We start from the raw sequence: 26,392 nt of genomic DNA, 5'->3' as shown, positions 1-26,392 counted from the left end.
AGCCCCTGTGGGCCTGGCGCACGCCCCCTACGGGCTGGGGCGCCCCTTACGGCCCCGGCGGGCGTCCCCTGCGCCGCCGGCATCACTCCCGTTCGCCCCCCGGTACCCACAGCACGTCGCCCGTGGCCTTGTTGGCCGTGCGGGCCAGGATGAACAGGAGGTCCGAGAGGCGGTTGAGGTAGGTGGCGGTCAGGGGGTTCATGGTGTCGCCGTGCACCTCCAGGGCCGCCCACGTCGAGCGCTCGGCGCGGCGGACCACCGTGCACGCCTGGTGCAGCAGGGCCGCGCCCGGGGTGCCGCCGGGCAGGATGAAGGAGCGCAGCTTCCCCAGCTCCTCGTTGAAGCGGTCGCAGTCCGCCTCCAGCCGGTGCACGTAGAACTGCTCGACCCTGAGCGGCGGGAACTCGGGATTCTCGGCCACCGGCGTGGCCAGGTCCGCGCCCACGTCGAACAGGTCGTTCTGCACGCGGACGAGGACCTTGACGATGTCCGCGTCGAGGCCGCCGAGCGCGATCGCCGTGCCGATCACCGCGTTCGCCTCGTTGGCGTCGGCGTACGCCGAGATCCGCAGGTCGGTCTTGGCGACCCTGCTCATGTCGCCGAGGGCGGTGGTGCCCTTGTCCCCGGTCCGGGTGTAGATGCGCGTCAGATTGACCATGAGGCCAGCCTAGTTTCGCCGGGGCGCCACGGCGGGCACCTGTGCCCACCGTCACGGTCCGGCGCCACGCCGTCCCGGACTCACAGGGTGTCAGCGGCGGCGAACCCCGACCGCCTCCCGGGACGGCCGGCGGGCGCGATCCGGGTGAAGCGCCCCGTGAGGGACCGGCTCTCCTCGGCGGCGTGGCGGACGTGTTGAGCGGGAAGCCGCCCAACTACGCCGTCCGAGGCGCGCAGTGACCCATGCCGGTGTGATGTCCGTCAGTTGAGACGTGACGCGCGTTACTTACCGGTCACACAGCCCCGTACGAGCGCTAGTGTCCGCTCAGGAGTCGTACGAGAACAGTGTGTGAGCCGTCCCGCGCCCGCCGCCGGCCGCTCGCACGGTCGCCACCGGTCGTCCAGCGCGATCCGTACGGCCTGCGCGACCGTCACGTCCGACCCGTCCAGGCACGTCCGACACGTTCATCACGTTCACCAGGGGAGTCGTCAGTGGCACGCAAGCTCGCCGTCATCGGAGCCGGCCTCATGGGTTCCGGCATCGCCCAGGTCTCCGCGCAGGCGGGCTGGGACGTCGTCCTGCGGGACGTCACCGACGAGGCGCTCAGGCGGGGCACCGACGGCATCAAGGCGTCGTACGACAAGTTCGTCGCCAAGGGCAGGCTCGCCGCCGAGGACGCCGAGGCCGCGCTCGCCCGCATCACCACCACCACCGACCTGGACGCCGCCGCGGACGCCGACGTCGTCGTCGAGGCGGTCTTCGAGAAGCTGGAGGTCAAGCACGAGATCTTCCGCACCCTCGACAAGCTGGTGCGCGAGGACACGGTGCTCGCCTCCAACACCTCCGCCATCCCGATCACCAAGATCGCGGCCGTGACCGAGCGCCCGGAGCGCGTCGTCGGCGTGCACTTCTTCTCGCCGGTGCCGATGATGCAGCTCGTGGAACTGGTCCGCGGCTACAAGACCAGCGACGAAACCCTCGCCACCGCGCGGGAGTTCGCCGAGTCCGTCGGCAAGACCTGCATCGTCGTCAACCGCGACGTGGCCGGCTTCGTCACCACCCGCCTCATCTCCGCCCTGGTGGTGGAGGCGACCAAACTGTACGAGTCGGGCGTGGCCACCGCCGAGGACATCGACCTGGCCTGCAAACTGGGCTTCGGCCACGCCATGGGCCCGCTCGCCACCGCGGACCTGACCGGCGTCGACATCCTGCTGCACGCCACCGGCAACATCTACACCGAGACCCAGGACGAGAAGTTCGCCCCGCCGGAGCTGATGCGCCGGATGGTGGACGCCGGTGACATCGGCCGCAAGAGCGGGCAGGGCTTCTACAAGCACTGAGACCGCACGGGCGCTACCCGGATCACCCCTTGGGGTGAATTCGGTATCGGTTCGCCAACAGGCAGCAACCGCACCGCCGCACCCGCAGTCAGAGGTTGCACAGCCACATCGTCAAACGGAGCACGCCACCGCATTCCCGGGGAGCGCATATGTACATCAGGGGCGACCACGCCCAGGTGGTCGTCGGGGGCCGCCTCGACGTCCGCAGCGCGGCGGACGCCCGTACGGTCCTGCACTCGGCCGTGGACGACGGCGTGGGCGACCTGGTCCTCGACCTCTCCGAGCTGGACTCCTGGGACGCCACCGGACTCGGCGTGATCATGGGTGTCCACCGGCGGGCCGGCCGCTGCGGCCGGCGGCTCGTGCTGCGCGACGTGCCGCCGCAGATGCAGCGGCTGCTGGTGGCCACCCGGCTGCACCGCATCCTCGCCATCGAGGGCGGCATCGGCGTGGAGTCCCTGCCCCGCGTCTGAGGAATCCCGTACGGGAGGCGCCCGTCAGCAGGAGCCCTCCGGCCGGTCCCGTACAGGGTGACCCCGTACGGGTGTGAAGCGGGCGACGCGGGAGACCCGCACGGACGACGCCGAACCGTACGTCGCGCGCAATCCTCACGAGACCGTGACGTTGCGGGCGGCGCGGTACCCCGGGCTGTCGGAGATACTGTGCGAAGGTTTAGGGTTCGGTCGCCCGCTGCTCAGCGACCCTCGAGCGGGCCCGGACCAGAAGCGACAGCGTGCAGCAAGGCCGGGAGGGCTCGAAGAGCACACCGCTTTTGGGGGCTTGGAACCGATGGAACCCATGGACCCGAACACCCGGGAGCCCGACGGCATGGGCCCCGACGGCGACGGTCACGCGCCCGGCCCGCGCCCGCCCCGGGACACCCGCGCCACCGACTTCACCCCGCACGCGCCCGCCCTGGCCCGCACGGTGCGGGTGGTCGCGGGCGACCTCCTCCTCACGGTGAACCCCGTCGACGGCAGCGAGATCGAGGTCTGCCCGCCCGGCGAGCGCCCCGCGCCGCCGCGCCGCCGCGACCGGGCCGAGCGCTCCGGCGCCGACCGCGCCGCCCGGCCGCCCGTCCCGCCCGGACCGGCCCCGTCCGCCGAGCCGCTGGTGGACCGCCAGGACGAACGCGAGCGCCTGGTGCGGCTGCTCGCCCGCGGCCGCACCGTACGCCTCACCGGCCCCGGCGGCTCCGGCCGCACCAGCCTTCTCGACCTCGTCGCCGAGGACTGCGCCGACCTGGCCCCCGACGGCGTGGTCCGCCTCTGCGGCCACCGCCGCACCGCGACCGAGCTTCTGTACGACCTCTTCCACGCCGTCCACAGCGCCCCCCTGCACCGTCCCGGGCGCGACGAACTCCTCACCCACGTCCGGGAGATCGGCGCCGTCGTCGTCGTGGACGACATCGAGTTCGGCGGCGCCGCGCTCGACGAGCTCCTCGACGCGACCCCCGAGTGCGCCTTCCTCGTCGCCGCCACCCCCGACGTGCCCGCGCCGTCCGCCGACTCCGGCGTCGAGGAGATCGTCCTCGGCGGCCTCGACCGGGCGGCCGGCGTCGAGATCATCGAGCGCGGCGTCGGCCGGGTCCTCACCGAGGAGGAGACCCGGTGGGCCGGCGACCTCTGGTTCGAGTCCGAGGGCCTGCCGCTGCGCTTCGTCCAGGCCGGCGCCCTGCTGCGCCAGCGCGACCGGCTGCGGGCCGGTACCAGCGCCGTCGAGGAGTTCGGCGTCTTCGCCGAGGCGGCGCCCGAGGACGCCGCCCTCGGCGACGACACCGCCGACGCGGTGCCGCTGCCCTCGCTCGGCGACGCGGCCGCGCCCGCCCCGCTGCTCGCCTCCCGGCTCAGCGCCTGTGCCCGCGCCACCCTGCGCTTCGCCGTCGCGCTCGGCGGCGAGGTGCCCCACCAGGCCCATCTGCCCGCCCTGGTCGGCGACACCCACGCCGACGCCGCGCTCGGCGAGCTGGCGGGCTGCGGCCTGGTCTCCCCGGTCGGGGCCCGCTACCGGCTCGCCGCCGGGGTGCTCACCCAGCTGGAGGCCGCCGGCTACGGCGCCGACGCCGAGGACCAGGCGCATGCCGCCGCCCGGCACTACGCCTGGTGGGCCGGGCACCCCTCGGTCAGCCCGGAGCGGGTGAGCGCCGAGGCGGACGCCGTGCTCGCCGCGCTGGCCGTGCTGGTGCCGGCCACGGCGCCGCTCGGCGAGGGCGAGGAGTCCATCGCCCTGCAACTCGCCCGCACGGCCGCGCCCGCGTTCGCCGCCGGACTCAACTGGGGCGCCTGGGAGCGGGCGCTGCGGTACGGCTCCGAGGCGTCCCGGCTGGCCGGCGAGGTCGCCGAGCAGGCCTATTTCCACCACGAGTTGGGCGTCCTCGCGCTCTGCGGCGACCGGCTGGACCGGGCCCGCGCGGAGCTGGAGGCATCCATCGGCCTGCGCGGCGCGCTCTCCGACAAGCGCGGCACCGTCGCCGGCCGCCGCGCCCTCGCCCTGGTGGCCGACCGCTCCGGCACGGCGCCGGGACTGCTCGCGCTGCCGGCGGGCGAGGACGCGGCGGACGCGCGCCCAGAGGGGCCGACATCGTCGTCCGGCGGGGTCCCCACGCCGTTCCCCGTGCTCCGCTCGCCCGGCGGCGAGCCCTCGACGCTGGTCACCCACCAGCCCTCGGCGGCCACGTCCTACACCCCGGCCGCGGCGTCGTACGCCCCGGCCGCGACGCCGGGGACCCCCGGTCCCGGCGCCAAGTCCCGGCGCCGGGTGGCGCTCAAGGGGATGGCCCGGCGCAACCTGGTGGCGGCGGGCGCGGGCGCGCTGCTCGCGGCCGTCCTCGGCACGGTGGTGACGCTCGGCGCGACCTCGCACAACGACGCGAACGACCCGTCCGACAACGTCGGCGTCAACCCGTCCGCCGGCCAGGCCGACGACGGCGGCCTCGGCGGGGACGCGCCGCAGGACGGCACGGGCGGCGGCACCGGCGGGGGCGGCGACACGGGCACGGCCACCAGCCGCCCCACCGACCCTGGCCCCGACGGCACGTACGGCACGGCGGACGACCCGGCTGACCCGGCGGGCGCCGAGCCGTCGGAGAGCGTCCGGCCGCCCGGCGCCGGCGGCGGCTCGTCGTCGAAGCCGCCCCAGCCGACCGGTTCGACCGGCTCGTCGGGCAGCGGCGGAGCCGGCGGCTCCACGGGCGGGCACGGCAGCTCCACGGGCGGCACCGGAAGTACCGGAAGCACCGGTGGTACCGGCAGCACGGGCGGCACCGGAAGCACCGGGACCACGGGCGGCACCGGCGGCTCACCCACGGGCGGCACCTCCACCGGCTCCACCGGCGGTTCGCCCACCGGCGGGGAGACCGGCGGCAGCGCCACCCCCGATCCCACCGGCGGAACCACGGAGGGCGGCGACGGCGGCACCGAGGGCGGCAGCGGCGGCACGGAGGGCGGCGGCTCGTCGTCCCCGACGGCCGGCGTCTCGGCGAGCGCCCCCTCGCCGGACACGACCGTCGGCGGCACGCCCTCGGCGGCAGCCGACCCGTCCGGCACGACGGCCGCCTGACCCGTCCGGCCGCCCCCGGCCGCGCGACGACACAGGGGGCCGGGACCGTCTCGACGGTCCCGGCCCCCTGTTCATGCCATAGGTCAGAACAGCCGCAGCTTGTCGTCCTCGATGCCGCGCAGGGCGTCGTAGTCCAGGACCTGGCAGCCGATGCCGCGGTCGGTGGCGAGGACGCGGGCCTGCGGCTTGATCTCCTGCGCCGCGAAGATCCCCCGCACCGGCGCGAGATGCGGATCGCGGTTCAGCAGCTCCAGATAGCGGGTGAGCTGTTCCACCCCGTCGATCTCACCGCGTCGCTTGATCTCCACGGCGACGGTCCGCCCCTCGCCGTCCCGGCACAGGATGTCCACCGGGCCGATCGCGGTCATGTACTCGCGCCGGATGAGCGTGTAACCCTCGCCGAGCGTCTCGATGCGGTCGGCGAGCAGTTCCTGGAGGTGCGCCTCCACCCCGTCCTTGATCAGCCCCGGGTCCACGCCGAGTTCGTGCGAGGAGTCGTGCAGGATCTCCTCCATCGTGATGATGAGCCTCTCGCCCGCCTTGTTGACGACCGTCCACACGCCCTCTTCGTCACCCGTGCCCTCCTTGAGGCTGCACGGCGGCGACATCCAGTTCAGGGGCTTGTAGGCGCGGTCGTCCGCGTGGATGGAGACGCTGCCGTCCGCCTTGACCAGGATCAGACGGGGTGCTGACGGGAGGTGGGCGGTGAGCCGGCCGGCGTAGTCGACGGAGCACCGGGCGATGACGAGACGCATGGTCGGCAACGCTACTCGACACACCGGTCCGGGCGCGATTCGCCCGCCGGGGCTCCCCCTCCGGCGCGTGAGCGCGCCCGTGCGTCGCCCCATTTTTCCCACGATCACCCGTGTTCACTTGTGGCCGATTGTGTGCACAACCCGCCCTGCCGGTACGTGCATTCGCCTGGTGGGTGACCGTTCAGTTGCCTAACGTAGAGAACGGGAGGTCGCGATGTGTGTACGCACCGTGTTCGTTGTCACGAACTCCCTCATCTGTCCGGCAACCCCCGCAGTCCGGGGGTGCGAGAGGAGAACCCATGTCGCTCGACGTCTCACCGGCCCTACTCGAACAGGCCGAGCGAGGCGAGGTCGACGAAGCCGACTTCGTCGACTGCGTCCGGACCTCCCTGCCCTATGCGTGGGAGATGATCAGCTCCCTGGTGGCCCAGCTGAAGGTGGACGGCGGAGACTTCGCCGACAACCAGACGCCCCCGCCGGACGAGCACGCGCGCGGCCAGCTGCTGCGCGCGCTCGCGAGCGATGCGATTCGCGGCGCGCTCCAGCGGCACTTCGGTGTCCGGCTGGCCTTCCAGAACTGCCACCGGGTGGCGGTCTTCCCGCTCGACACCTCGGTCGACGAACGGCTCGCCCGGTTCACGTCGGTGCGCGCCCAGCTGCTCAACCAGTCCCCGGAGCTGCGGGACTGCTGACGCGCGGGGCCTGACGCCCGGGGCGCGCCGGACTTTCGGGAAGCGCACCGGACGCGAGACCCGCCGTCCCCCCGCCGCTCGGTCCGCGGGAGGTGCATTCAGGACGGAGCGGCCGTAGGACCCGCCGTGCCGCGACGGCTCGGTCAGCCGAGGTGGGGGAGTACCTCGGCGCCGAGCCGCCGTACGTTCTCCTCGGTCGCGGCCAGGTCGCCCGAGCCCTCGACGAGCAGCGCGAACCGCGAGATGCCGGTCCGCTCGGAGGTCGCCGCCAGCCGGTCGGCGCACAGCCGCGGAGTGCCCACCGGGTGCAGCCCGCACAGCAGTTCCGTGTACGCCAGCGGATCGCGCATCCGGCGGGCCCGGCCGTCCACCGTGACATGGGCGCCCAGGCCCTGCCTGAGCCAGCCCGGCATCGCCTTCAGCAGCGCCTCCGCAGCGTCCGTGCGCCGGTCGGCGATCTGGCAGACGCCGGCCGAGACGTGCCCGGCGTCCCGGATCTCGTCGCCCGGCCGCCCGGCCGCCTCGGCGAAGCGCCGCCACAGAGCGATCATCTCGGCCTTCTCCTCGTCCCCGACGTGCATCCCGAGGAGCATCGGGAGCCCGCGCTCGGCGGCCAGCCGCACGCTCGCCGGGGAGGTGCAGGCCACGACGACCTCGGGGCCGGGGACCTCGGTCAGCGCCTCCGACGGGCGCGGCACGACGGGAACCTCACGGAAGGCGAATCGTTCCCCCGAGGCGCCCACGGACGGCTCGCGCAGCCAGCGCATCAGTAGATCGAGCGACTCCGGGAACCCGTGTTCGTACGCGTCCAGGCCCGTCCCGAACACCTCCAGGTCGACCCACGGCCCGCCGCGGCCCACGCCGAGCGAGAACCGCCCGCCGCTCGTCATGTGCAGCAGCGCGGCCTGCTCGCCGAGCGCCACCGGGTGCGCCGTGGGCAGCACGCTGACCGCCGTGCCGACCCGCAGCCGCCGGGTGCGACCCAGCAGCAGCGCGGCCAGGGTGACGGCGGACGGGCACGTTCCGTACGGTACGAAGTGGTGCTCGGCCAGCCAGACCGCGTCCAGGCCCGCCTCCTCGGCGACCTCCGCCGTACGGACCGCGCGGTGCAGCGCCTCCCCCTGTCCCTGGCCCGGGAACTGGGCGGCCAACACGAAACTTCCTACGCGCATCGCTGTTTCCTGCTTCCTCGGCTCCGACGCGGAGCTCCCCCGCCCGGCATAACCGTCCGACACGTGCCGAGGACACGGCCTGCCAAAAGGATTTCCGGATTGTCGGTCGAATACGGCGTCCCGCAGGGGGACTTGTGCGGATTGGTGGGGAATGCGGTTCCGCACACGTACCCCTGTCGGCGGCGCGTAGTCTGGATGCGGCCCCGTTCCCGAGCACGTTCCGTGAGGTGTCCCGTGTCCCCGCGTCGCAACCGCCCCAAGAGCCCCGGCTCCGCCGGCCGGAGCGCCGAGGACGACACCGCGAGCCGCTACGGCGGCTGGCAGTCCACGGAGAGCTGGCGGGGCGACGACTGGAGTGTGCGCCATGTCGCGGGCGCCAGCGCGGCGGGCAAGACGTACCGCTGCCCGGGCTGCGACCAGATGATCGGCTCGGGTGTCCCGCACGTGGTGGCCTGGCCCGAGCACGCCGGGGTGGACGACCGGCGGCACTGGCACAAGGCGTGCTGGAACGCGAAGGACCGCCGCACCACGCGGGTGCAGCGGTCCCGTAACGCGCCCAGATTCTAGATTCCGGGGCGGGTTCCGAACGCAGGTTCTGAAGGCGGGGGCCTTGCGGAGGGGCCGTTCACGGCCACGTCCTGATGACCGGCCCCGTCGGCCCGCCGACGCCGGGCCGGACACCGGCCCGCGAGGACCGGCGCCCGAAGCCTCCTACACGTCCCGCTTCTCCAGCAGCGCCCAGGCGCCGGCGAAGGCGGCCGCCGCGACGCCCAGCATGATCCACAGCGGGTCCCAGCCCGCAGGGCCGGAATCGCTCAGGGAGCTGGAGTAGAAGACGCTCAGCTGGTTGGGGATCGAGTACTCGAACAGCGCCGTGCGCACCTTCTCCAGCGAGCGCGTGGCCATGAACAGCGCGATCACCAGCGGGGCGAGGACGACACCGATCATGATGGTGATGCCGCCCGCCGAGTGCCGCAGCACCGAGCCGACCAGCAGCGAGACCAGGCCGAGCAGGGCGATGTAGAGGCTGACGCCGACCGTGGCCTTGAACCACTCCGCGCCGGTCGGCTGCCGGGCGCCGCTCCCGTCCAGCAGGGCCGTCTGCGCGAGCGCGACGAGCACCGTGGACAGCAGGGTGACCGTGAAGGCGACGAGGAAGAACACCACCGCCTTCGCGGTGAGGATCCGCCCGCGCGCCGGGCACGCCGTCGCCGTGGTGCGGATCATGCCCGTGCCGTACTCGGAGGCGGTGGTCAGCACCCCCAGCGTGATGACGCAGATGCTGCCCAGCAGCACCCCGAAGAAGCCCAGCGACAGCGCGTTCTCGTCACCGGAGAGATCGGAGCCGGAGTCGGCGACCACCACTCCGGTGAGCAGCCCGATCCCGACGACGAGCAGCACGAACACCCCGAGCGTCCACATCGTGGAGCGCACCGACCGGATCTTCGTCCACTCCGAGGCCAGGGCGTGCCCGAGGTGCGTGCGGACCACGGGGATCGGCGAGGTGTAACCGGGGTGCGAAGGGGCGGCCCCCGCCTTCCAGGCGGGCGGCGCGGCCTGCGGCAGCGGGGTCTGCGGCGTGCTCATCGGGCGTCCTCGGACTTGGTCGTGTCGACGGCGGGGGCGGCGGCGGGCGGGGCGGCCGGGGGAGCGGGCGCGGCCGGGGCGGGCGGCTGCGCGGGCCCCGGCGGGGCGTCCTGCGCGTACGGGTTCGGGGCGCCGGCGGCGCCGTGCGGCTGCGGCGCGGCGCCGTAGGGGCCCTGGCCCGGAACCGGCTGCGGCGGCGCGAACGGCTGCCCGCCCTGCTGGGGCGGCGGCGGGGCGTACCAGCCGGGCTGGCCCTGGCCCGGGACCTGCGGCGGCGGCTGCGCGCCCGGCGGCAGCGGCTGCATCAACCCGGCCTTCTGGTCGGCGGTCGAGCGGTAGTCGACCGCGCCCTGCGTCATCCGCATGTACGCCTCCTCCAGGGAGGCCTGGTGCGGCGACAGCTCCCACAGCCGTACGTCGGCCTCGTGCGCGAGGTCGCTGATCCGCGGCAGCGGCAGCCCCGTCACGCGCAGTGCGCCGTCCGGCTCGGGCAGCACGTGCCCGCCGGCCTCGGTCAGCGCCGAGGTCAGCTTCTCCCGCTGCTGCGGCTCGGTGTCGGGCGTACGGACCCGGGCGAAGTCGGCGGAGTTGGCGGAGATGAAGTCCGTCACGCTCATGTCGGCGAGCAGCTGCCCGCGCCCGATGACGATCAGATGGTCCGCGGTCAGCGCCATCTCGCTCATCAGATGACTGGAGACGAACACGGTCCGGCCCTCCGCGGCCAGCGCCTTCATCAGATTGCGCACCCAGAGGATGCCCTCCGGGTCGAGACCGTTCACCGGCTCGTCGAACAGCAGCACCTGCGGGTCGCCGAGCAGCGCCGCCGCGATGCCGAGCCGCTGGCCCATGCCGAGCGAGAAGCCCTTGGAGCGCCGCTTGGCCACCTCCTGGAGGCCGACCACCCCCAGCACCTCGTCCACCCGGCGGGGCGGGATGCCCGACAGCTGGGCCAGGGACAGCAGGTGGTTGCGGGCGGACCGGCCGCCGTGCACCGCCTTGGCGTCGAGCAGCGCGCCGACCTGGCGCGGGGCGTTCGGCAGCCTGCGGTACGGATAGCCGCCGATGGTCACGGTGCCCGCGGTCGGGTTGTCCAGACCGAGGATCATCCGCATGGTGGTCGACTTGCCGGAACCGTTCGGCCCGAGGAATCCGGTGACGGCGCCCGGCCGTACCTGGAAGGAGAGGTTGTACACGGCGGTCTTGTCGCCGTAGCGCTTGGTCAGGCCGACTGCCTCGATCATGCTCCGGTCCCATCGGAAGGTACCCGTCCCAGGTCCGGGACAGCGGGGCGCACGCCCCCGTAAGGGTTAGGAGGATATCCAGGCGCTGACGGTTCCGGCCAAAAGAAAGTAAAAGAGCGAGGTCCCGGGAACCCGCCCGGCGTGCTCCCCGACGGTCCCGCCCGGCTGCGCCGGGCGGCCGTCCGGCGGATCCCCGGCGTCCCGTCCGGCAGCCTCGGGCGGCCGTCCGGCGGGGCTCAGGCGTCCCGGCGGCGCAGCAGCGCGTAACCGCCGGCGAGGGCCGCGAGCACCCACAGCACCATGATCCCGAGCCCGCCCCACGGCCCGTACGGGGTGTCGTCGCCGATCCGGGGCAGGACCCGCATGATGCGGCTGCCGGCCTGGTCGGGCAGGTACTGGCCGATCTTCCGGGTGGCCGAGACGTTGGCCAGGATGTTGGAGACCAGGAAGAAGAACGGCATCAGGACGCCGAGCGAGAGCATCGGCGAGCGCAGCATCACGGCGACGCCCATGGAGAACACCGCGATCAGCGTCATGTAGAGGCCGCCGCCCACCACCGCGCGCAGCACGCCGGGGGCGTCGAGCGTGGTCCGCAGCTGCGGTCCGAGCATCGTCTGACCGAGGAAGAACGCGGCGAAGGCGGTCGCCATGCCGACGAGCAGCGCCAGAGCGGTGGCGACGGCCACCTTGCTCGCCAGGAACGTGCCGCGCCGCGGGACCGCCGCCAGTGAGGTGCGGATCATGCCGGTGCTGTACTCGTTGGACACCACCAGCACCCCGAACACGATCATCGCCAGCTGGCCGAGCGCCATCCCGGCGAAGCTGACGAAGGTGGGGTCGAAGGAGAGCCGCTCGCGCGGGCCCATGGTGCCGAACTCGTTCTTCGACAGGGCCGAGATCAGCATGCCGAGGGCGATCGTGACGACCACCGCCAGCGACAGCGTCCACACCGTGGACGCCACTGACCGGATCTTGGTCCACTCGGATCGGATGACCTGGGTCGCCGCCATGCTCTCAGCCCTCCGTCGGCGTCGTGGTGGGGGTCGTCGTCGGTGTCGCCGCGGGAGGCGTCCCGGGCGCTGCCCCGGGGGCCGCCGTCCGCGTGGTCCCGTGCGCGCCCCACGGCTGCCCGGCCGGCTCCGTGTGCGCGTGGTACTCCACCGACTGGGCCGTCAGGCGCATGAAGGCGTCCTCCAGCGAGGACTGCCGCACGCTCAGCTCGTGCAGCACCACCCGGTGGCGGGCGGCCAGCTCGCCGATGCGCTCCGGCGTGCCGCCGTCCACCTCCAGCAGCCCCTCGCCCGCCTCCACGACCGCGATCCCGGCCGTGTGCAGCGCGTCCAGCAGCCGTTCGCGGTCGGGGGTGCGGATGCGGACGCAGGAGCGGGAGTTGCGCTCGATGAAATCGGCCATCGTGGTGTCGGCGAGGAGCCGGCCCTGTCCGATGACGACGAGATGGTCCGCGGTCAGTGCCATCTCGCTCATCAGATGGGAGGAGACGAAGACGGTACGGCCCTGCGCGGCCAGCGATTTCATCAGCCCGCGGATCCAGTGGATGCCCTCCGGGTCGAGGCCGTTGACCGGCTCGTCGAACATCAGGATGCGCGGATCGCCGAGCAGCGCGCCCGCGATGCCGAGCCGCTGGCTCATGCCCAGCGAGAACCCCTTCGCCTTCTTCCGCGCGACCGCCGTCAGCCCCACCGTCTCCAGCACCTCGCCCACCCGGCGGGCGGGGATGCCGTTGCTCTGCGCGAGGCACAGCAGATGGTTGCGGGCGCTGCGGCCGCCGTGCACCGCCTTGGCGTCCAGCAGCGCGCCGATGTACGTCAGCGGGTTCGCCAGCTCGTGGTAGTGCCGTCCGTCGATGCGCACGTCGCCGCCGGTGGGGTGGTCGAGACCGAGGATCATGCGCATGGTCGTGGACTTCCCGGCCCCGTTGGGCCCGAGGAACCCCGTCACGGTCCCCGGCCGCACGGTGAAGGTGAGGCCGTCGACCGCCAGCTTCTCCCCGTACCGCTTGCTCAGCCCCACGATCTCGATCATGCGGCCACGCTAGAACGGGACAAAGCGCCCCGCCACCGGAGAAGCCCCGTCCTGCCGGGGCGGGGGAGAGGTGACCCGTAGGGGGCCCGCCGCGCCGGCCCTCGGTGCGCGGCCCGGGCCCCAGGACGCCGCGAAGCCCCCCGCTCCCGTAAGGGGCGGAGGGCTTCACAAAGATCGGTCCCGTGCGGTCCGGTTACCGGGTCTGCTGGGCCGGGACGCCGCGGGAGACCGGCTCGTCCTCGGTCGGGGAACCCGCGGCGGCCACCGCGGCACCCGTGAGGGTCGCCAGCATCTCGCGCACGTTGGTCAGCTGCGCGTTGATCGAGTCGCGGCGGTTGGTGAGCGCCGCCAGCTCCCGCTCGGATTCCGAACGGATGCGGTCCGCCTTGGCGTTGGCGTCGGCCACGATGTCCTCGGCCTGGCGCTGCGCGGTCTCGACGGTCTGCCGGGCCCGGCGCTCCGCGTCCGTGCGCAGCTTCTCCGCCTCCAGGCGCAGCTGCTCGGCACGGTGCTCGATCTCCGCCAGCCGCTTCTCCGCCTTGGCCTGACGCGACGCCAGGTCACGCTCGGACTGCTCGCGCCGCTTGGCGAGGTTGGTCTCGAAGTCGGCGGCGGCCTGGGCGGCCTTGGCGCGGGTCTCCTCGAAGAGGGCGTCCGCCTCCTCCCGCTTGGACTGCGCGTCCTTCTGCGCCTCGGACCGCAGCTGCGCGGCGTCGGTCTTGGCCTTCTCGACGATCCGGACGCCCTCGTCCTCGGCCTTGGCCTTGCGCTCCGCGGCGAAGGACTCCGCGTCGTTGCGGACCTGCTGGGCTGCCGACTCGGCCAGCTCGCGGTGCTGTTCGGCCGCGCGCCGGGCCTCCTCACGCAGATCCTTCGCCTCCTCCTCGGCGAGGCGGAGGATCTTCTCGACCCGGGCGCCGAGACCCGCGTACGACGGTTCGGCGTCACTGATCTGCGCCTGGGCGTTCTGCGTCTCGAGGTGCAGCTCCTCGATGCGCTTCTCCAGGGCGGTGATACGGGAGAGAGCACTGTCACGGTCGGAGACGAGCTTGGAGATACGTTCGTCCACCTGAGCGCGGTCGTACCCACGCCGCACAAGCTCGAAGCCGTAGGGGGAAGTGTCGCTCATGGGGTTCCTGTCGAATGAGACCGGTGAGGTGATAGGTCGAATCCTAGGGGCCGAAGCGGTGTGTCATCGAGCGGATACGTGTTTGATCTGGAGAATGACACCTCTTTTGAGTGGCTGACCACCGCGAGGCTTGCCAACACTCCTCGCCAAGCCCCTGGAGACTCCCCCGTCAAGTCCCCGAATTCACCCCCCAGGCTACCCTTCTGACGATTTGCCACCCGACCGGGGTGCGCCCACCGTCGCCCCGGCCCGCACCCCGGCGTCCTTGGCCGGCGCGGGCGCCTCGAAGGACTCCAGGGCCTCCAGCACGTCCTGCACCCGGGAGATCTCGGCGTTGATGTCCTCGCGCCGGCGCACCAGGACCTCCAGCTCGCGCTTGCCCTCCTCGACCGTGCGCCGCGCCTCGTGGACCGCCTCGGCCTTCAGCTCCTCGGCCTCCTTGACCAGCTTGGCCTTCTTCTGCTCGGCCTCCTTCAGCAGGCCCTCGGCCTTCTTCACCGCGGCGATCCGCACCTTGCCCGCCTCGGAGTTGGCGTCCGAGACGATCTCCTTGGCCTTGGCCTGCGCCTTGGCGAGCTGCTCCTCGGCCGCCTTGATCAGCGCGTCGCAGCGGTCGCCCGCCGACTTCATCGTCTCGGCGGCCTCGCGCCGGGCCCGCTCGTGCAGCTCCTCGATCTCGCTGGTGAGGCGCTCGCGCAGCTCCTCGGCCCGCTCCCGGATCTGGGTGGCGTCCCGGCGGGCGCCGACGAGCAGCTCGTCCGCGTCCGTACGGGCCTTCTCCACCGCGGTGTTGCCCTGCACGGTCGCCTCGGTGAGGATCCGCTCGGCCTCCTGGCGGGCGGCGCCCACCATCGTGTCGGCCTGGGCCTCCGCGTCCGCCTTCGTCTTGACCGCGCTCGCCTGCGCCTCGGTCAGCAGCTTGTCGGCCTCGGCGGTGGTCTCGGTGATCAGCGTGTCGACCTGCTCGGCCGCCTCCGAACGCCGCTTGTTGGCCTCCTTGCGGGCCTCGTCCAGGGTCCGCTCGGCCTCCTCGCGGGCCGCGGTCAGCGTCCGCTCGGCCTCCGCCTCCGCCTCGGCCTTCAGCCGCTCGGACTCGGTGCGGATCCGCTCGGCGCGGCTCTGCGCGGCGCCGACCGTCTCGGCCGCCTCCGCCCGCAGCCGCTCCGCGTCCCCGGTGGCGTCCGAGATCAGCTTCTCCGCCCTGGCGACGGACTCCGCGCGCACCCGGTCGGCCTCGGTGATCGCCTCGGTGCGCACCCGCTCGGCCTCCGCGGCCGTCTCGGCGCGCAGCCGGTCCGCCTCGGTGATCGTCTCCGTGCGCAGCCGGTCCGCCTCCGCGACCGTCTCCGTCTGGAGCCGCTCCGCCTCGGAGCGGGCCTCGGAGATCAGCGCGTCCGCCTGTGCCGCCGCGTCCGAACGGATGCGGTTGGCGTCCTCGCGGGCCTCGGCCCGCGTCCGCGTGGCGTCCTGGTCGGCCTGCGCGATCGTGTCGGAGGCCTCGGTGCGCACCCGCTGGGCGTGCTCGGCGACATCGGTGCGGATCCGGTCGGCCTCCGCGATCGCCTCGGACACCGTGCGCTCGGCGAGCGTCTTGGCGGCCTCGGTCTCCTCCTGCGCCTCCCTGCGCAGCCGGGCCGCGTCCTCGCCGGCCCGCTCCCGCTCCGCGTAGGCGTCGGAGCGGACCCGGTCCGCCTCCTCCTCGGCCTCCCGCCGCGTACGGTCCGCCGCGTGCTCGGCGGCCGACCGCAGCCCGGCGATCTCCTCCTGCGCCTGCTCGTGCAGCCCGGCGACCGACTCCCGCACCTGCGCGGCGTGCTGCTCGGCCGCCGACACCAGCTCGGTGGCGCGCCGGTCGGCCTCCTCCACCAGCCGGACCGTCTCGGCCTGCGCCTCCTCCACGCGCTTGCGCGCCGAGGCCAGCAGCTCCTCGCTCTGCTCGCGGGCCCGCTCGCGCTCCTGGTCGGCCTCGCCGCGCGCCGCGCCGAGCAGCTCCTCGGCCTCGCGACGGCGCCGGGCGGCCTCCTCCTGCGCGGCGGCCAGCGTCTCCGACGCCTCCGCCCCCAGCCGCTCGGCCGCGGCCTGCGCCTCCGCGCGCACCCGGTCGGCGGTCTCCTGCGCCTCCGTCTTCAGCCGCTCCGCCTCGGCCGCGGCCTCCGACCGCAGCCGCACCGCCAGCGCCTCGCCCTCTGCACGGGAGGCGGACGCGTCCGCGGCGGCCTCGGTGCGCAGCCGCTCGGCCTCCGTCTCCGCCTGCTGCTGGAGCGTACGGATCCGCTCGGCGGCCTCGGTGCGCAGCCGCTCGGTCTCCTCGGCCGCCTCCCGGCGCAGCCGCTCGGCCTCCGCGCGGGCGTCGGCCAGCGCCTCCTCGGCGGCGGACAGCCGCTGCTCGGCCTCGGCGTGCAGCCGGGTCAGCTCCTCGGCGGCCTCGCTCTGGCGGGCCGCGATCGCCCGCTCGGTCTCCTCGCGCAGCTCGCGCGCGGCCCGCTCGGCGTCCGCCCGGACCGTGTCCGCCCGCTCGTCGGCCTCGGCGCGGTGCCGCTCGGCCTCCTTGCGGGCGCGCTCCAGGGTCTCCTCGGCCTGCCGGCGCAGCGCGGTGGCCCGCTCGATGGCCTCGGTGCGGACCTTCTCGCTGTCCGCCGTGGCGGTCTTGCGCAGCTCGTCGGCGTCCGCCTTGGCCTTGGCCAGCAGCTCCTCGGCGGACTTGGCCGCCTCCTCGATCTGCGCCACGGCCTCGCGCCGCGCCTCGGCACGGATCCGCTCGCCCTCGGCGACCGCCTCGGAGCGCAGCTGCTCGGCCTCGCCGCGCAGCCGGCGCGCCTCCTCCTGGAGCTCGACCGTCTTGGCCCGGTACTCCTTGGTGTCGTCCTTGGCGGCACCCTTGAGCTGCTCGGCGATGTCGTGCGCCTCGGCGCGCAGCCGGTCCGCCTCGGCCTCGGCCTCGGTGCGGATCCGCTCGGCCTCCTCGGCGGCGGCCTTCGTGGTCTTCTTGGCGTCCTCGGCCGCCTTGTTCAGCACGTCCTCGGCGGTCTTGGCCGCCTTGGACAGCTGGGTGGCGGTCTCCTCGGCGGTCGCGCTGCGGGCCTTCTCGGTGGCCTCCGCGACGATCTTCTCCGCCTCGGCACGGGCGTCGGCGACCAGCTGTTCGGCCTCGGAGCGGGTGTTCTCCGCGTCCTTGGTGGCCTCCTCGACCAGCCGGGCGACCTGCTCCTTGGCGGTGCGGGTGCGCAGCTCGTTGGCCGACTCGGCGCTCGCCAGCGCCTTGGTGGCGGCCTCCTTGGCCTCGGCGACCAGCTTCTCCGACTCGGTCTGCGCCTTGCGCAGCGCCTCCTCGGCCTCGGCCATCCGCTGCTCGGCGGCCCGGCTCAGCTCGGCGGCCTGCCGGCGGGCGGCGTCCGACTCGCTGGCCGTAGTGCTGCGCAGCTGCTCGGCGTGGTCGGTGGCCTCCTGCGCCTGCGTGGAGGCGGCGTTCAGCAGCCGCTCCGCGTCGGCGCGGGCGCGGCGCAGGATCTGCTCGGCCTCCGTGCGGGCCGACTCGGCCTCGCTCCGGAGCCGCTGGCGGGCCTCGGCGGTCAGCCGCTCGGCCTCCGCGCGGGCGGCGGCCATGGCCTGCTCGGCCTCGGCGCGGGACTCGTCGAGGAGCCGGCGGGCCTGCTGCTCGGTGCGGGCGCGCAGCTGCTCGGCCCACGCCACGTTCTCGTTGACGTGCGACTCGACGGTCTGGCGGCGCTCGGCCAGCTCCTGGTCGAGCTGCTGGCGGCGGGTCACCGCCTCCTGGTGCAGCTCGGCCTGGAGGCGCGCGGCCTGCTCGGCGTGCTCCTGGAGGATGCGCTGCGTCTGCGCCCGGGCCTGGCTCAGCTCCCGCTCGGCGTCCGCGCGGATCTGCTCGGCCTGCACCTGCGCCTGGCGCAGCAGCTGCTCGGCCTGGTAGCCGATGTCCGCGCTGTCGTAGGCGGGCCGGGTCATGATGGTCCGGCGCGCCTCGTGCAGCTTGGCGCGCAGCACCTCTACCTGGTAGCCGAGGTCCTCGGCGTGCTGGATCGCCTTCTCCCGCTCGGTCTTCAGCCGATCCATCTCGGCCTCGAACCGAGAGAGGTGGTCGACGTCAGCCGCCGGCTCTCGCTCCTGGCGTTCGTAGCCCCGCACTGCGCGGTCCCATCCGTCCCCTGGTCGCAAGCCTGTCCAAACGAGCTCCGTCCATCCGCCGGACGGGGCCCCCGGGGAATGGTGTCAGATCGACGGCGGGGCATGGGCTGCCGCCCCGTCGCCCGTCCCCCGAAACGCGGACCCCGGAAAGCGGTCGTACCCGCGTCGGGTACGACCGCCCCCAACCCTACCGGCCCTTATGTACGAGGGTCAGTGCTCGGCCGACTCAACAGCCGCTGAAGTGACCAGTTCTGTCAGGACACCGTGACAATCCTTGGGGTGCAGGAAGGTGATCCGGGACCCCATGGAGCCGCGGCGCGGCTCGTCGTAGAGAACGCGTACGCCCTTCGAGCGGATGTCCGCGGCGTCCGCGTCCACGTCCGCCGTGCCGAAGGCGATGTGGTGGACGCCCTCCCCGTTCTTCGCCAGCCACTTCCCGACGGCGGAGTCCTCGCGGGTGGGCTCCAGCAGTTGCAGGTAGGAAGCCCCGCCGTCGGATGTCTCGTTGATCTTGAGCATGGCCTCCCGCACGCCCTGCTCCTCGTTGATCTCGGTGTGGAGCACCTCGAAACCGTAGGTGGCCCGGTAGAACTCGACGGTGGCGTCGAGGTCGTGGCAGGCGATCCCGATGTGGTCGATTCGCGTCAGCATGGTTTCAGTGCAGCGCCACGGCGGTGGTTACGCAACGTGCGCGCGATCACACCGAAAGGCCGATGACGGGCGAAGTACCGCTCAGTACATTCGAAGTAAACCCTCGTTCACTCCTCGGCTGTGCAGGCCGGTAAGGGGATCGCAGCTCATGTCTTCTGGAACTCCCGGTACGACCAGCTCGGTGATCGTCGCGGGCGCGCGCACGCCCATGGGCCGGCTGCTCGGCTCGCTGAAGTCCTTCTCCGGAGCCGACCTCGGCGGCTTCGCGATCAAGGCCGCCCTCGACCGCGCCGGGATCGGCGGCGACCAGGTGCAGTACGTGATCATGGGCCAGGTGCTCCAGGCCGGCGCGGGCCAGATCCCCGCCCGCCAGGCCGCGGTCAAGGCCGGCATCCCGATGAGCGTCCCGGCGCTCACCGTCAACAAGGTGTGCCTGTCGGGCCTCGACGCCATCGCGCTGGCCGACCAGCTGATCCGCGCGGGCGAGTTCGACATCGTCGTCGCCGGTGGCCAGGAGTCCATGACCAACGCCCCCCACCTGCTGCCCAAGTCCCGCGAGGGCTTCAAGTACGGCGCCGTCGAGATGCTCGACGCGATGGCGTACGACGGTCTGACCGACTCCTTCGAGGGCGTCGCCATGGGCGAGTCGACGGAGAAGCACAACACCCGCCTGGGCATCGGCCGCGCCGAGCAGGACGAGATCGCCGCCCTGTCCCACCAGCGCGCCGCCGCCGCGCAGAAGAACGGCCTGTTCGAGGCCGAGATCACCCCGGTGGAGATCCCGCAGCGCAAGGGCGACCCGGTGCTGTTCAGCAAGGACGAGGGCATCCGGGGCGACACCACGGTCGAGTCGCTCGGCAAGCTGCGTCCCGCGTTCGCCAAGGACGGCACGATCACCGCCGGCTCCGCCTCGCAGATCTCCGACGGCGCGGCGGCCGTGGTCGTGATGAGCAGGGCCAAGGCCGAGGAGCTGGGCCTGGACTGGATCGCCGAGATCGGCGCCCACGGCAACGTGGCCGGACCCGACAACTCCCTCCAGTCGCAGCCCTCCAACGCGATCCTGCACGCCCTGAAGAAGGAGGGCCTGGAGGTCTCGGACCTCGACCTGATCGAGATCAACGAGGCGTTCGCCGCCGTCGCCGTGCAGTCAATGAAGGACCTCGGCGTGTCCACGGAACGGGTGAACGTGAACGGTGGTGCCATTGCCCTGGGTCACCCGATCGGGATGTCCGGCGCCCGTCTGGTGCTCCACCTGGCCCTCGAGCTCAAGAGGCGCGGCGGCGGCGTGGGCGCGGCGGCGCTGTGCGGCGGCGGCGGCCAGGGCGACGCCCTGATCGTCCGCGTGCCGAAGGCTTAAGGACACCGGGGCGCGGACCCACCCCGCACCCACCCCTCGACCGCCCCGGTCCGCGTCCGCGACCCGCGGACCGGGCCGGCGGACCACGCAGATCACGCGGATCATGTGAACGGAGCTGTGATGCAGGACGTCTCCTCTCTGGTGGCCCAGGCCAGGGAAGGCCGGCCCCGGGCCGTGGCCCGGCTGATCTCCCTCGTGGAGGGGGCGTCCCCGCAGCTGAGGGAGGTCATGGCGGCCCTCGCCCCGCTGACCGGCAACGCCTACGTCGTCGGCCTCACCGGCTCCCCGGGCGTCGGCAAGTCGACGTCCACCTCGGCGTTGGTGACGGCGTACCGCAAGCAGGGCAAGCGGGTCGGCGTCCTCGCCGTCGACCCGTCCTCGCCGTTCTCCGGCGGCGCGCTGCTCGGCGACCGGGTCCGGATGTCGGACCACGCCTCCGACCCGGGCGTCTACATCCGCTCGATGGCCACGCGCGGCCACCTCGGCGGCCTGGCCTGGGCCGCCCCGCAGGCGATCCGGGTGCTGGACGCGGCCGGCTGCGACGTGATCCTGGTCGAGACGGTGGGCGTGGGCCAGTCGGAGGTGGAGATCGCCTCCCAGGCGGACACCAGCGTGGTCCTGCTGGCCCCCGGGATGGGCGACGGCATCCAGGCGGCCAAGGCCGGCATCCTGGAGATCGGCGACGTCTACGTCGTCAACAAGGCCGACCGGGACGGCGCGGACGCCACCGCCCGCGAGCTCAACCACATGCTGGGCCTCGGCGAGGCCCGCGGCCCGGGGGACTGGCGGCCGCCCATCGTGAAGACGGTGGCGGCGCGCGCCGAGGGCGTCGACGAGGTCGTGGAGGCCCTGGAGAAGCACCGGGCCTGGATGGAGGAGCGTGGTGTGCTCGCCGAGCGGCGGCGCGCCCGCGCGGCCCGCGAGGTGGAGACCATCGCTGTCACGGCCCTGCGCGAACGCATCGGCGACCTGCACGGCGACCGCCGTCTCAGCGCCCTGGCGGACCGCATCGTCGCCGGCGAACTGGACCCGTACCGGGCGGCCGACGAACTGGTCGCGGGCCTCACGGAGTCCTGAGCGACGAGGACGCGGGAGGGGGCGGGGACTCATCGAGTCCCCGCCCCCTCCCGCGTCGTGGGGGCGCCTCAGGGGCGCCCGCGCTGCCCGCGCAGATGCTCGGCGATCGGCTTCAGGGCCTTGTCCAGCTCGGCGAGCGCCTCGGGGTCCAGCAGGTCGATGAAGTGCCTGCGCACGGACGCCACGTGGTGCGGTGCGACCTTCTGCATGGTTTCCATGCCGTGCTCGGTGAGGACGGCGTACAGTCCTCTGCGGTCGGACTCGCAGTTCTCACGGCGCACCAGGTTGGCGTTCTCCATGCGGGTGATCTGGTGCGAGAGGCGGCTCTTGGACTGGAGGGTGGCGGACGCGAGGTCGCTCATCCGCATCCGTACGTCCTCGGACTCGGACAGATTCACCAGGATCTCGTAGTCGTTCATAGTCAGGCCGAACGGCTGCAGATCCTTTTCGAGCTGGTAGGACAACAGCCTGTTGACCTCCAGGTGGGTGCGCCAGGCGCACTGCTCCGCATCCGTCAGCCAGCGCGTGGCCGTCTCGGTCTCCATGTATGAAGTCTACCTAAGAAGTTGAAAAGCGAACGAGTGAGGGGTGGTGTGACGGTGCGCACGCGTTCGAGCCGTCACACTCCGCAGACTACCGCTCACAGCCCGAAGCGACGCTGGAGGTCCCCCAGCTGTCCGGGAAGACGCGGTGCGCCGGCGTGCGCCCCGTGCCCCCCGGAGCCGCCCGTGCCACCGGGTACTCCGGGCTCCTGTGGAACCGCTCCCGCGGCCAGCTCCGGCATGAGCGCCTCGGACGACTGGAGCAGCACCGTCCCGGCCCCCACGAACTCGAACTGATGCTCCTCCCCGGACGCCCCGCCGAGCCCCGTCATCGCACGTAGACCGCCCATCACCCCGGTCAGGTACCCATGATCGTAGTGATGACACGGGGAGGGGCAGTCCGCCCAGCCGACGAGCGCCTGGGGGTCCACCCGGATCGGGGGTTCCATGAACACCACCGGACCGTTTGACGCGGCCACGAACTTTCCGGTTCCGATCAGGGTCAGAAACCCCGGCACGATCGACTGCTTGAGGGCGAGACTTGGCTGAAAAGCAAGCAAGTTGCCCGAGCGAATGGTCAGGTTGCCTTCGTCCAGGTCGTAGGAGTTCACATCGAAGGCCCGGTCGGCGAGGAGCATCTTGCCCGAGCCCTCCGCCACCACCCAGTCACTCGCGTGCAGAGGCGAATGGAAGGAAGTCCGCACCAGACGGTCCAGCCGGCCGTGCCCGACGCCGTTGAACTCGATCGCCCCGTAGTAGGCGATCATCTTCCCCTTCTGGAGGAACCACTGGCTCCCCTTCAGCTCCACGCAGAAGGTGTAGGCGTTCACGTTGTCGTCGGCCGGCAGAGTCATCGGGTCGTGCACGACGCTCACAGCTTCTCCTCCGAGGCCTGGACATAGACGACGCCGGTGCCGCTCAGCTCCAGCTGGAACCCCTCGCCGGAACCCCGCCCCACCATCTCCCGCCACCCGAGGGCGGTGGACAGCTTGTTGCGCACGTCCCCGTGGTGGGCGACGTAGGCCTGCGGGTCCACGTGCACCGGCCGCTGCGGGCTGATCGGGATCTCCAGCACGCCCCCGTGCGCCATCACGGCGACCGCGCCGTGCCCCTTGAGCGTGGTGGTGAACAGGCCCTGGCCTGTCACCTGCCCGCGCACCATGCCCATCACCCCGCCCTGCGAGCCCATGAACATCGTGCCCTGCTGGAGGGTGCCCTCGAAGGCGAGCAGCCGGTCCGCCTCCACATAGAGCGTGTCGCCCGAGAGGGTGATGACCTGGATGTGGTGGCCGCCGTGCCCGAAGAACACGGTGCCGCTGCCCTCCACGCTCATCAGGGGCGTCGCCTCGCCCGCGACCCGCCGCCCGATCATGGACATCACGCCGCCCTGACCGCCCTGGATGCTGGGCGTGAAGGAGACGTCGCCCTTGTACGCCAGCATGGCGCCGCGCTGGCTGAACAGCCGCTGCCCCGGCGCGACGGTCGCCTCGACCATCTTCGAGTTGATCTCCCGGAAGCCCATGTCACACATCCCCCGCGATCGTGTTCCGCTCGCTGGGCTGCACGTACACGAGCCCGTCGCCCTCGAACCGGATCTGGAAGGCCTCCCCGCCGCCCTCACCGAGGAAGGTGCGGAAGGTCACTCCGGACTGGAAGGACTGCCGGACGTTGCCCTGGTGCGCGATGTACGCGCCGGGGTCGACGGTCAGCGGGTACTGCGGACTGACCCGCAGCACCACGGCCGGCCCGTCCGACATGATCGCCGCCTGCCCGTGCCCCTCCACGGTCGTGGTGAACAGCCCGTTCCCCTGAGAGGCCCCCCGCAGCCCGGTGAACGAGGTCCCGGTCCTGAGCCCCCCGTCGGTCGCGAGCAAGTTGCTGGACTCGACGAAGAGCTTGTCCCCCCGAAGCTCCACCAGATTGATCTCGGACGCCCGGTCGGCGAACCAGCACGTCCCCTGCCCCCGCACCTCCATCACGGTCATCTGCTCACCGGTGAGCCGCCGCGTCACCATCCCGCGCAGCCCGTCACCCCCACCGGTCAGCCTCTTGAAGGCCATCTGCCCGTCGTACGCGACCATCGAGCCGTTCTTCGCCTTCACGGCGTCCCCGGTCATGTCGACGGCGAGCACCCTGCTGCCTTGAAGTCGGAACATCGCCACAGATGTGAAGGTAGCGGCGAACCGGGTGGAACGGACAGGCCCCACGGGGTGGAGAGATCCCCCACTAGTCCCCTAGGGGCACTGAAGAGCGTGTTCCGAAAGCCCCGTCCGGCCCCCCAGGGGCCCGGGCTAGCCGGCCAGATGCCGTTCCACGGTCTCCACCTTGCTGGTGAGACCGTCCGTGACACCCGGCCGGATGTCGGCCTTGAGGACGACGGAGACCCGGGGAGCCCGGGCCTCCACCGCGGCCACGGCACGCTTGACCACGTCCATGACCTCGTCCCACTCGCCCTCGATCGAGGTGAACATGGCGTCGGTACGGTTGGGCAGCCCGGACTCGCGGACCACGCGGACGGCGTCGGCCACGTACTCGCCGACGTCCTCACCGACGCCGAGCGGGGTGACGGAGAAGGCGACGATCACGCGTTCACGACCCCCTCGCGGCGGGCACGGGAGGCGATCACCGCGTCCTCGGCCTCACGCTTGAGCTTGCGCTCGGCGAAGAAGCCGCCGGTGGGCAGCACCGACAGCACGAAGTAGAGGGCGGCGGTCTTGACGGGCCACTTGGTGCGGTTCCAGGCGTCGGCCCAGAACAGCACGTACAGGACGAACAGGATGCCGTGGATCGAGCCCATCACGGGCACGCCGTTGAAGTCCGTGGTGCGCTTCAGCACCGAGCAGACCAGCAGCAGGATGAAGCTCACCGCCTCGGGCGCGGAGACCAGACGGAGGCGGCGGAGGGCGGAGGCTGTCTTGATGTCCACGGGTCACCTTCGGTGGGAGAGACACGGAGCCCGGCTTTGTGAACGCAGGCACAAGGGTCCGTCCATTGTGGCAAACCGGCGAAGCCGCCCCAGGAGGGGGTCGACCCCGCCCCAGCCCCACGCGCCAGGCGGCCCCCACCACCCCGCACCCGCCGCACAGCGGCAGCGGGCGGCGTACACGCCGGGCCTGGACCAGTGGTGCGTGGCGGCGGCACCGGAGGACCTGCCGGGCAGGGCGATGACGCTGCTCACGGCGCGCCCGGTCCAGGACGTGGGCGCGGCCCTGGCGGGCGTGGCGGCGGAGGTCGTTGGTGTGACGGCGACGGTGCGGGGGCGGGCGCCCTGGGGGCGGCGTCCCGCGCGGCCCTGGCCGTGGCGGCCCCGAGGACCGACAGGCGAGACGGGGCTGACCGCGATATGACCGGCGGGTAGGGTCTGATGCCGTGCCGAAGCCCCTCAGTCTCCCGTTCGATCCCATCGCCCGCGCCGACGAGCTGTGGAAGCAGCGTTGGGGAAACGTGCCGTCCATGGCGGCGATCACCTCGATCATGCGCGCCCACCAGATCCTGCTGGCCGAGGTCGACGCGGTGGTCAAGCCGTACGGACTGACGTTCGCCCGTTACGAGGCCCTGGTGCTGCTCACCTTCTCCAAGGCGGGCGAGCTGCCGATGTCGAAGATCGGCGAGCGGCTGATGGTGCACCCCACGTCCGTGACGAACACCGTGGACCGCCTGGTCACCGCCGGCCTGGTGGCCAAGCGCCCCAACCCGAACGACGGCCGCGGCACGCTCGCCGTGATCACGGACAAGGGCCGCGAGGTCGTGGAGTCGGCCACCCGCGACCTGATGGCGATGGACTTCGGCCTGGGCGCGTACGACGCGGAGGAGTGCGCGGAGATCTTCGCCATGCTGAGACCCCTGCGGGTGGCGGCACACGACTTCGACGAGTCGTGAGCGGCATCCGAACCACACCCGGGTCGCACGTGAACGAAGTGCGCCGCCCGGCGTGAGGTCCGCTTCGCGCCCCGGCGCGAGCGCCGCGCCCGGGCGACCCGGGGCAAGATCTCCCGGAACGGGCGGTTACGCTCGTCGGCATGAAGAAGAGCGTGCTGACCCGCTACCGCGTCATGGCCTACGTCACCGGCGTGCTGCTGGTCCTGCTGACCCTCGGCGTGATCGCCAAGTACGGTCTCCAGATCGACGGGGCCGCGAAGTTCACCACCGTCATCGGCATCGCGCACGGCTGGCTGTACGTGATCTACCTGGTGGTCGCCTTCGATCTGGGCTCCAAGGCGAAGTGGCCGGTCGCCAAGCAGCTGTGGGTCCTGCTGGCCGGCACCGTCCCCACCGCGGCCTTCTTCGTGGAGCGCAGGATCAGCCGCGAGCTGGAGGCCAAGGTCGAGGCCCCCGCGCCGGTGGCCGCCGAGGCGTAGCGGCACCGCCCCGCGGCGGCGCGACAGCGCCCCGGCGATGCGTCACCGCGCCTCTCACCGCCGTACGTCATCACGCGTACGGCGGTCAC

The 26,392-nt window shown here is 72.7% G+C and carries 25 protein-coding genes and 1 pseudogene; 10 read left to right on the top strand and 16 right to left on the bottom strand.

Annotation, left to right across the window (positions count from 1 at the left end):
• Nucleotides 1–82: 82 nt before the first annotated feature.
• The gene (locus AB0N63_RS28240; protein WP_365533021.1) at nt 83–658 is read right to left on the bottom strand and encodes a cob(I)yrinic acid a,c-diamide adenosyltransferase; all 576 of its coding nucleotides are present in this window, start codon (nt 656–658) and stop codon (nt 83–85) included.
• Between the two features lie 491 nt (nt 659–1,149).
• Here AB0N63_RS28240 and AB0N63_RS28235 point away from each other — a divergent pair, with 491 nt between their 5' ends.
• The 3 genes from AB0N63_RS28235 to AB0N63_RS28225 all read left to right on the top strand — a co-directional run bounded on the left by AB0N63_RS28235 (nt 1,150) and on the right by AB0N63_RS28225 (nt 5,556).
• A complete protein-coding gene (locus tag AB0N63_RS28235) occupies nt 1,150–1,998 on the top strand; it encodes a 3-hydroxyacyl-CoA dehydrogenase family protein (RefSeq protein WP_365533019.1) in 849 nt (282 codons plus the stop codon).
• Between the two features lie 149 nt (nt 1,999–2,147).
• Complete coding sequence (locus AB0N63_RS28230) at nt 2,148–2,471, top strand: STAS domain-containing protein (protein WP_365533017.1); 324 nt, start codon at nt 2,148–2,150, stop codon at nt 2,469–2,471.
• 325 nt (nt 2,472–2,796) lie between these two features.
• Nucleotides 2,797–5,556, top strand: a complete 2,760-nt coding sequence (locus AB0N63_RS28225; protein ID WP_365533015.1) for an ATP-binding protein — start codon at nt 2,797–2,799, stop codon at nt 5,554–5,556.
• A gap of 83 nt (nt 5,557–5,639) precedes the next feature.
• Here the strand turns inward: AB0N63_RS28225 and nucS are convergent, their stop codons facing one another.
• Nucleotides 5,640–6,311 carry an endonuclease NucS gene (nucS, locus tag AB0N63_RS28220; protein WP_365533013.1) on the bottom strand — a complete coding sequence of 224 codons (672 nt, stop codon included), beginning with the start codon at nt 6,309–6,311 and terminating at the stop codon, nt 5,640–5,642.
• Between the two features lie 299 nt (nt 6,312–6,610).
• Here nucS and AB0N63_RS28215 point away from each other — a divergent pair, with 299 nt between their 5' ends.
• Nucleotides 6,611–7,003 (top strand): SCO5389 family protein, encoded by a 393-nt coding sequence (locus AB0N63_RS28215; protein ID WP_365533011.1) that lies wholly within the window; start codon nt 6,611–6,613, stop codon nt 7,001–7,003.
• A gap of 143 nt (nt 7,004–7,146) precedes the next feature.
• Here the strand turns inward: AB0N63_RS28215 and AB0N63_RS28210 are convergent, their stop codons facing one another.
• Entirely contained in the window at nt 7,147–8,175 is a 1,029-nt protein-coding gene (locus AB0N63_RS28210; RefSeq protein ID WP_365533009.1) for an LLM class flavin-dependent oxidoreductase, read from the bottom strand.
• A gap of 234 nt (nt 8,176–8,409) precedes the next feature.
• On the opposite strand from AB0N63_RS28210, the gene AB0N63_RS28205 reads away from it, so the two are divergent.
• Nucleotides 8,410–8,742, top strand: coding sequence for an ATP/GTP-binding protein (locus AB0N63_RS28205; protein WP_365533007.1), 333 nt, complete (start codon nt 8,410–8,412; stop codon nt 8,740–8,742).
• Nucleotides 8,743–8,886: 144 nt separating this feature from the next.
• Here the strand turns inward: AB0N63_RS28205 and AB0N63_RS28200 are convergent, their stop codons facing one another.
• The 7 genes from AB0N63_RS28200 to mce form a co-directional block, all read right to left on the bottom strand.
• Nucleotides 8,887–9,762 carry an ABC transporter permease gene (locus tag AB0N63_RS28200; RefSeq protein ID WP_365533005.1) on the bottom strand — a complete coding sequence of 292 codons (876 nt, stop codon included), beginning with the start codon at nt 9,760–9,762 and terminating at the stop codon, nt 8,887–8,889.
• Nucleotides 9,759–11,003: an ABC transporter ATP-binding protein gene (locus AB0N63_RS28195; RefSeq protein ID WP_365533003.1), complete on the bottom strand. Its 1,245-nt coding sequence runs from the start codon at nt 11,001–11,003 to the stop codon at nt 9,759–9,761. The genes AB0N63_RS28200 and AB0N63_RS28195 overlap by 4 nt, the downstream gene beginning before the upstream one ends.
• A gap of 236 nt (nt 11,004–11,239) precedes the next feature.
• Nucleotides 11,240–12,013 carry an ABC transporter permease gene (locus AB0N63_RS28190; protein ID WP_365533002.1) on the bottom strand — a complete coding sequence of 258 codons (774 nt, stop codon included), beginning with the start codon at nt 12,011–12,013 and terminating at the stop codon, nt 11,240–11,242.
• A gap of 4 nt (nt 12,014–12,017) precedes the next feature.
• Complete coding sequence (locus tag AB0N63_RS28185) at nt 12,018–13,046, bottom strand: ATP-binding cassette domain-containing protein (RefSeq protein ID WP_365533000.1); 1,029 nt, start codon at nt 13,044–13,046, stop codon at nt 12,018–12,020.
• A gap of 193 nt (nt 13,047–13,239) precedes the next feature.
• Nucleotides 13,240–14,175, bottom strand: coding sequence for a cellulose-binding protein (locus AB0N63_RS28180; RefSeq protein WP_365532999.1), 936 nt, complete (start codon nt 14,173–14,175; stop codon nt 13,240–13,242).
• A gap of 195 nt (nt 14,176–14,370) precedes the next feature.
• On the bottom strand, nt 14,371–18,318 hold the full coding sequence (scy, locus tag AB0N63_RS28175) for a polarized growth protein Scy (protein WP_365532996.1): 3,948 nt from the start codon (nt 18,316–18,318) through the stop codon (nt 14,371–14,373).
• Between the two features lie 210 nt (nt 18,319–18,528).
• Nucleotides 18,529–18,969 carry a methylmalonyl-CoA epimerase gene (gene mce / locus AB0N63_RS28170; protein WP_365532993.1) on the bottom strand — a complete coding sequence of 147 codons (441 nt, stop codon included), beginning with the start codon at nt 18,967–18,969 and terminating at the stop codon, nt 18,529–18,531.
• Nucleotides 18,970–19,117: 148 nt separating this feature from the next.
• Between mce and AB0N63_RS28165 the strand changes: the two genes are divergently transcribed.
• Together AB0N63_RS28165 and meaB are read left to right on the top strand one after the other, a co-directional pair.
• Nucleotides 19,118–20,326, top strand: a complete 1,209-nt coding sequence (locus AB0N63_RS28165) for an acetyl-CoA C-acetyltransferase (RefSeq protein ID WP_365532990.1) — start codon at nt 19,118–19,120, stop codon at nt 20,324–20,326.
• A gap of 120 nt (nt 20,327–20,446) precedes the next feature.
• Nucleotides 20,447–21,403, top strand: coding sequence for a methylmalonyl Co-A mutase-associated GTPase MeaB (gene meaB / locus AB0N63_RS28160; protein WP_365532988.1), 957 nt, complete (start codon nt 20,447–20,449; stop codon nt 21,401–21,403).
• Nucleotides 21,404–21,471: 68 nt separating this feature from the next.
• Here the strand turns inward: meaB and AB0N63_RS28155 are convergent, their stop codons facing one another.
• From AB0N63_RS28155 to AB0N63_RS28130, 6 genes are all read right to left on the bottom strand, one after another.
• Complete coding sequence (locus tag AB0N63_RS28155; protein ID WP_365532985.1) at nt 21,472–21,948, bottom strand: MarR family transcriptional regulator; 477 nt, start codon at nt 21,946–21,948, stop codon at nt 21,472–21,474.
• 95 nt (nt 21,949–22,043) lie between these two features.
• The gene (locus tag AB0N63_RS28150) at nt 22,044–22,799 is read right to left on the bottom strand and encodes an AIM24 family protein (RefSeq protein WP_365533108.1); all 756 of its coding nucleotides are present in this window, start codon (nt 22,797–22,799) and stop codon (nt 22,044–22,046) included.
• Nucleotides 22,800–22,816: 17 nt separating this feature from the next.
• The gene (locus tag AB0N63_RS28145; RefSeq protein ID WP_365533105.1) at nt 22,817–23,467 is read right to left on the bottom strand and encodes an AIM24 family protein; all 651 of its coding nucleotides are present in this window, start codon (nt 23,465–23,467) and stop codon (nt 22,817–22,819) included.
• Nucleotide 23,468: 1 nt separating this feature from the next.
• Nucleotides 23,469–24,101 (bottom strand): AIM24 family protein, encoded by a 633-nt coding sequence (locus AB0N63_RS28140; protein WP_164390356.1) that lies wholly within the window; start codon nt 24,099–24,101, stop codon nt 23,469–23,471.
• A gap of 135 nt (nt 24,102–24,236) precedes the next feature.
• The gene (locus tag AB0N63_RS28135) at nt 24,237–24,530 is read right to left on the bottom strand and encodes an MTH1187 family thiamine-binding protein (RefSeq protein WP_362192941.1); all 294 of its coding nucleotides are present in this window, start codon (nt 24,528–24,530) and stop codon (nt 24,237–24,239) included.
• Nucleotides 24,527–24,871, bottom strand: coding sequence for a DUF3817 domain-containing protein (locus AB0N63_RS28130; protein ID WP_365532982.1), 345 nt, complete (start codon nt 24,869–24,871; stop codon nt 24,527–24,529). The genes AB0N63_RS28135 and AB0N63_RS28130 overlap by 4 nt, the downstream gene beginning before the upstream one ends.
• 169 nt (nt 24,872–25,040) lie before the next feature.
• Between AB0N63_RS28130 and AB0N63_RS28125 the strand changes: the two are divergent.
• From AB0N63_RS28125 to AB0N63_RS28115, 3 genes and pseudogenes are all read left to right on the top strand, one after another.
• Nucleotides 25,041–25,303 (top strand): annotated as a pseudogene (locus AB0N63_RS28125) (MFS transporter); the annotation flags it as partial.
• A gap of 11 nt (nt 25,304–25,314) precedes the next feature.
• Nucleotides 25,315–25,824 (top strand): MarR family transcriptional regulator, encoded by a 510-nt coding sequence (locus AB0N63_RS28120; RefSeq protein ID WP_365532979.1) that lies wholly within the window; start codon nt 25,315–25,317, stop codon nt 25,822–25,824.
• 140 nt (nt 25,825–25,964) lie between these two features.
• Nucleotides 25,965–26,303: a DUF3817 domain-containing protein gene (locus AB0N63_RS28115; RefSeq protein ID WP_365532977.1), complete on the top strand. Its 339-nt coding sequence runs from the start codon at nt 25,965–25,967 to the stop codon at nt 26,301–26,303.
• Nucleotides 26,304–26,392: the final 89 nt, after the last annotated feature.

Origin of the sequence: Streptomyces sp. NPDC093260, from assembly GCF_040683715.1 — a bacterium.
GTDB classification, from domain to species: Bacteria; Actinomycetota; Actinomycetes; order Streptomycetales; family Streptomycetaceae; genus Streptomyces; species Streptomyces sennicomposti.
Note: the sequence above shows the minus strand (reverse complement) of the source record. Positions and strands in the feature narration are given on the sequence as shown.